Here is a 4,444-nt window from a genome sequence, read left to right as displayed (position 1 = left end):
CCTTCCGAAGCAGCCCCCCCCGCAAAGCCGTCACCCCCCGCTGACGATCTCCCGCGCCATCGCCACCAGCGCCCCCGTCGCCGGGTGGGGGAACGCGTCCCGCCAGGCCAGTACCACCGGCAGTGGTGGGGCGTCCGGCAGTGGGCGGTAGGTGACTCCCGGGTGGGTGTGCAGCGCCGCCGTCGACGCCGACGAGACGCCCACGCCCCGGCCCGCCGCGATCGCCGTCAGCCAGTCGTCGGTGTTCGCCACCGTCACCGTCGCCGCCGGGCGCGCCTCCGCCGGCCAGAGCGCGAGCGTCGTCGCGCCCGAGACCGTGTTGAGTACGACCGTTCCGTCCGCGAGGTCGTCGAGGGCGAGGTGCGGCCGTTCGGCCAGCGGGCTGTCGGCCGGTACGGCCGCGACCCGTTCCTCCGTCGTCAGCTCCTCGGTGGCCAGGCCGGGCGCGTCGACCGCCCCGCGCAGCAGCGCCGCGTCGACCTCGCCCCGGGTCAGTCCGGCCGTGCGGTCGTCGATGCGGAGGAGTTCGAGCGGGGTCTCCGGGTGCTCGCGCTGCCAGCGGCGGAGCAGCGGTGTGGTGTACCGGCCGAAGGCCGACCAGGCGTGGCCGAGTCGCAGCGGCCGGTGGCGCAGCCGTGCCGGGTCGACGGCCGCCTCGAACGCCGCGAGGGCGGCGGCGGCCCGGTCCTGGAAGGCGCGGCCCTCCGCCGTGAGCGCGAGGTGGTGGGTGGAGCGGTCGACGAGCCGGGTGCCCAGGTGCTGTTCCAGGGCGGCCAGCGTGCGGGAGACGGCGGGCTGGGTGAGGTGGAGCCGGGCGGCCGCCCTGGTGAGGCTGGACTCCTCGGCGATGGCGAGGAAGCAGCGGAGGTGGCGTAGCTCGATGCTCATGCGTCCGGAGCATAACCGCAGCACAATCGGCATTTCCGGCGCCGCGCGGAGGCTCGTAGCGTGGGAGGGGAGCGCCGGTGACAGCCAACCCGGAGTGCATTATTCTGGACCAGAAGTCCAATGTGATGAACATTTGAGGAGTGGTCGGTGGACATCAGCCCGGTCAGGGAGGCGGGTCCGGCGGGTCCGGTGGCGGCGGTGACCGGTCCTGGGTCGTCGATGGCCGATCCGGTCGGCGCCGCAGCCCTGGACGGCGCGGCACACGGTGACGCAGCGGCCCCGGTCGGTGCCGCGCCCGGCGGTCGCGGGCCGAGGGGGCTCGCCGAGCACCGCTTCGCCCCCGTCGCGCTCGTCGTCGCGGGCGGGCTCTCCGTCCAGTTCGGATCGGCCCTCGCCGTCCTCCTGATGCCCCGGGCCGGGGCCCTCGGTGTCGTCACCCTGCGGCTCGTGCTCGCGGCCGCCGTCCTGCTGATCGTCTGCCGCCCCAAGGTCCGCGGCTACAGCCGTGCCGACTGGGGCACGATCGTCGCCTTCGGCGCGGCGATGGCGGGGATGAACATCCTCTTCTACCAGGCCGCCGACCGGATCCCGCTGGGCGCCGCGGTGACCCTGGAGGTCCTCGGCCCGCTGATCCTCTCGGTGGTCGCCTCCCGCCGGCTGATGAACCTGCTCTGGGCGGGACTCGCCCTCGGCGGCGTCGTCCTGCTCAGCGGCGGCGGCTTCGACCGGCTCGATCCGCTGGGTGCGGCCTTCGCGCTCGCGGCGGGTGCGATGTGGGCCGCGTACATCGTCTTCAGCGCCCGTACGGGCCGGCGCTTCCCGCAGGCGGACGGACTCGCGCTCGCGATGGCCTTCGGGGCCGTCCTCAGCCTGCCGCTGGGCATCGCGGAGGCGGGCGACAAGCTCCTCGTCCCCTCGACGATCGGCCTGGGCCTCGCGGTCGCGCTGATGTCGTCCGTCCTGCCGTACACCCTCGAACTCCTCGCCCTGCGGCGGCTGCCCGCTCCCACCTTCGCGATTCTGATGAGCCTGGAACCGGCCATCGCGGCGACGGCCGGCTTCCTCGTCCTCAGCCAGGCGCTGTCCCCGACGGACGCGCTCGCGATCGCCCTGGTGATCGCGGCGAGCATGGGCGCGGTACGCACCCAGGTCCGCGCCGCCGCGAGGGAACGGGACGCGGCGAAGGGATAGGGCCGGCCCTGCCTTCGCGGCCGGTCCGGGGCGCGTCCCCGGACGGGCCCTAGGATCCGCACGCATGATCGCTGAACTGCAGTGCCTCGTCATCGACTGCCCGGCGCCCGCCGTCCTCGCCGCCTTCTACCGCTCGGTGCTGGGTGGCGAGGTGGACCGGCCGGACGGCCGGTGGGGGCTCGGGGAGTCGTGGTCGACGCTGCACGCCCCCGGTGGCCTCGTCCTCTGCTTCCAGGGCGTCGCGGACCACCGACCCCCGACGTGGCCGGGCTCCGAGCGCCCGCAGCAGTCCCACCTCGACTTCGCCGTACGGGACCTGGCGGCGGCCGAATGTCAGGTCCTGGCCGCGGGCGCGACGCTCCTGGACGCGGGTGAGGGTGACCGGAGCTGGCGCGTCTACGCGGATCCGGCGGGCCACCCGTTCTGCCTGGTCCGCCACTGACGACGGGCCGAACGTTCCGGCGGCTCCGCCACTGGCGGCGGGCTGGCCGTCCCGGCGGTTTCGCCCCCGGGCGGAGGACCGGCGCCGCCCCTGGCCCGATCCTGTCGATCGCTGGCCCCCGGGCTGTTTCGGGGGTGCCCGGGAGCCTCGGACGATGGGGCTGCCGAACCGACGGCGGTGGAACCGAGGAGAGGAGGGCGTCATGGCCCTGGAGATGCGTGAGCGGTGCGAGCGCTGCGAGGTGGCCGTGCTGACGGTGGACGGGCCCGCGCGGATCTGCACGTACGAGTGCAGCTTCTGCGTGCCGTGCGCCGACGCGATGAACGAGGTCTGCCCCAACTGCGGGGGTGAACTGGTGGCGCGCCCCCGGCGCGCGGTGGCCGGGTAGCGGCCGCGGGCGGCCCCGGCCGCCGGGGGTGTGGGGTGCGTCTGGTGGGTGCGGACCCGGGGTCTATACACTGCATGTATACCCTCTGCGTATAGTCGGCCTCATGGCTCCGTCCTCACCCACCCCCCTCGCCCCCCGGCTCCTCAAGGCCGTCATCGTCTCGGCGGTCGCCGTCGCCGCGGCGCACCTGATCCTGTCCGACACCCTCTCCCTGTCCTTCGCCGGAGAGGCCTCGGCGACGCTCGGCGCCGGACCCGGCTACTCCGCGAATCAGGCGTTCACCGTGGCGCTCATGAACACCGCACTCCTGATGCCGCTGGTCCTGTGGATCGGCATGCGGGTCACCGGCGAGCGGAGGGTCGGTCCGATGGTGCTCGTGGGGGCGGTCGCGTGGATCACCGCCGTGGGCCACGGCATCGACGTCGTCGACGACACCCCGGGGGCGCTGCTCCCGTGGCGGTCCCTCGTCGTGGTGGTCGCCATCACGGCCCTGGCGTCGGCGGTACGCAGGAGGCCGCGCCGATAGCGGCGGCCCTCGGGGCGACACCGTGTGGGTGTCCACGGAGGCCGGGGCCCCGGTGTTGCGTTCCTCGGCCGGCCGGGTCGCGACCCGGGCCCGCAGCCAGGTCGTCAGGCGCGCCGCCGCCTCGCAGGACACTCCTCCCGTCCCAATCAAAGCAAGCATGCTTGATTGTTTTCCGGTTCGCTGTCATGCTCCGGGGCACGCCGCCGTGTCCCGAGGGGAGCGCACCGTGTCCGACCCCGCCGTCGTCCTCGACGACTTGCGCGAGGAGAGCGAAGCACTCGACGTCCTGGTCGGCGAGGTGAGCGAGGAGCGGTGGTCCGCCCCCACACCCGCCGTCGGCTGGACCGTCGCCCATCAGATCGCGCACCTTGCCTGGACCGACCGGGCCGCGCTCCTCGCCGTCACCGATCCCGACGGCTTCGCCGCCGAGGTCGCCAAGGCGCTCGCCGCCCCCGAACGGTTCGTCGACGACGGCGCCGAGGAGGCGGCGAAGCTGCCGCCCGGCGAGCTGCTCGCCCACTGGCGCGAGGGCCGCGAGCTGCTCCAGGAGGCCCTGCGCGCGGTGCCCGTCGGCGGGCGTTTCCCCTGGTACGGGCCGCCCATGAGCGCCCCCGCCATGGCCACCGCCCGGCTCATGGAGACCTGGGCGCACGGGCAGGACGTCGCCGACGCCCTCGGGATCGTCCGCACGCCGACCGACCGCCTCCGGCACGTCGCCTGGATCGGCCACCGGGCCCGCGGTTACGCCTACCTCGTACGCGGCCTGCCCGTTCCCGTCGAGCCCGTCCGGGTGGAACTCGTATCTCCGCGGGGGGAGTCGTGGGTCTTCGGGCCCGAGGGCGCCGCCCAGACCGTCACCGGTCCGGCCCTCGACTTCTGTCTGCTCGTCACCCAGCGCGTCCACCGTGACGACACCTCCCTCGTCGCCGTCGGCGCCGACGCCGAGCAGTGGCTCGGCATCGCCCAGGCCTTCGCCGGGCCCGCGGGCCCCGGCCGCCCCGCCGACGAA

At 74.6% G+C, this 4,444-nt stretch carries 6 protein-coding genes; 5 read left to right on the top strand and 1 reads right to left on the bottom strand.

Annotation, left to right across the window (positions count from 1 at the left end; translation table 11 throughout):
• Window positions 1–30: 30 nt before the first annotated feature.
• Window positions 31–888, bottom strand: coding sequence for a LysR family transcriptional regulator (locus EAO70_RS33960; protein ID WP_148006671.1), 858 nt, complete (start codon window positions 886–888; stop codon window positions 31–33).
• Window positions 889–1,107: 219 nt separating this feature from the next.
• Between EAO70_RS33960 and EAO70_RS33955 the strand changes: the two genes are divergently transcribed.
• The 5 genes from EAO70_RS33955 to EAO70_RS33935 all read left to right on the top strand — a co-directional run.
• Complete coding sequence (locus EAO70_RS33955; protein WP_148006710.1) at window positions 1,108–2,079, top strand: EamA family transporter; 972 nt, start codon at window positions 1,108–1,110, stop codon at window positions 2,077–2,079.
• Between the two features lie 64 nt (window positions 2,080–2,143).
• The gene (locus EAO70_RS33950) at window positions 2,144–2,521 is read left to right on the top strand and encodes a VOC family protein (RefSeq protein ID WP_148006670.1); all 378 of its coding nucleotides are present in this window, start codon (window positions 2,144–2,146) and stop codon (window positions 2,519–2,521) included.
• Between the two features lie 202 nt (window positions 2,522–2,723).
• The gene (locus EAO70_RS33945) at window positions 2,724–2,909 is read left to right on the top strand and encodes a DUF1272 domain-containing protein (protein ID WP_148006669.1); all 186 of its coding nucleotides are present in this window, start codon (window positions 2,724–2,726) and stop codon (window positions 2,907–2,909) included.
• A 103-nt stretch (window positions 2,910–3,012) separates the two neighbouring features.
• Complete coding sequence (locus tag EAO70_RS33940; protein ID WP_148006668.1) at window positions 3,013–3,435, top strand: hypothetical protein; 423 nt, start codon at window positions 3,013–3,015, stop codon at window positions 3,433–3,435.
• 226 nt (window positions 3,436–3,661) lie between these two features.
• On the top strand, window positions 3,662–4,444 hold a 783-nt coding region (locus tag EAO70_RS33935), incomplete at its 3' end, for a TIGR03084 family metal-binding protein (protein ID WP_148006667.1).

The organism is Streptomyces sp. adm13(2018) (assembly GCF_008042145.1).
In the GTDB taxonomy this organism is placed as follows: domain Bacteria; phylum Actinomycetota; class Actinomycetes; order Streptomycetales; family Streptomycetaceae; genus Streptomyces.
The sequence above is the reverse complement of the archived record's forward strand: the minus strand, read 5'-3'. Positions and strand labels throughout refer to the sequence as shown.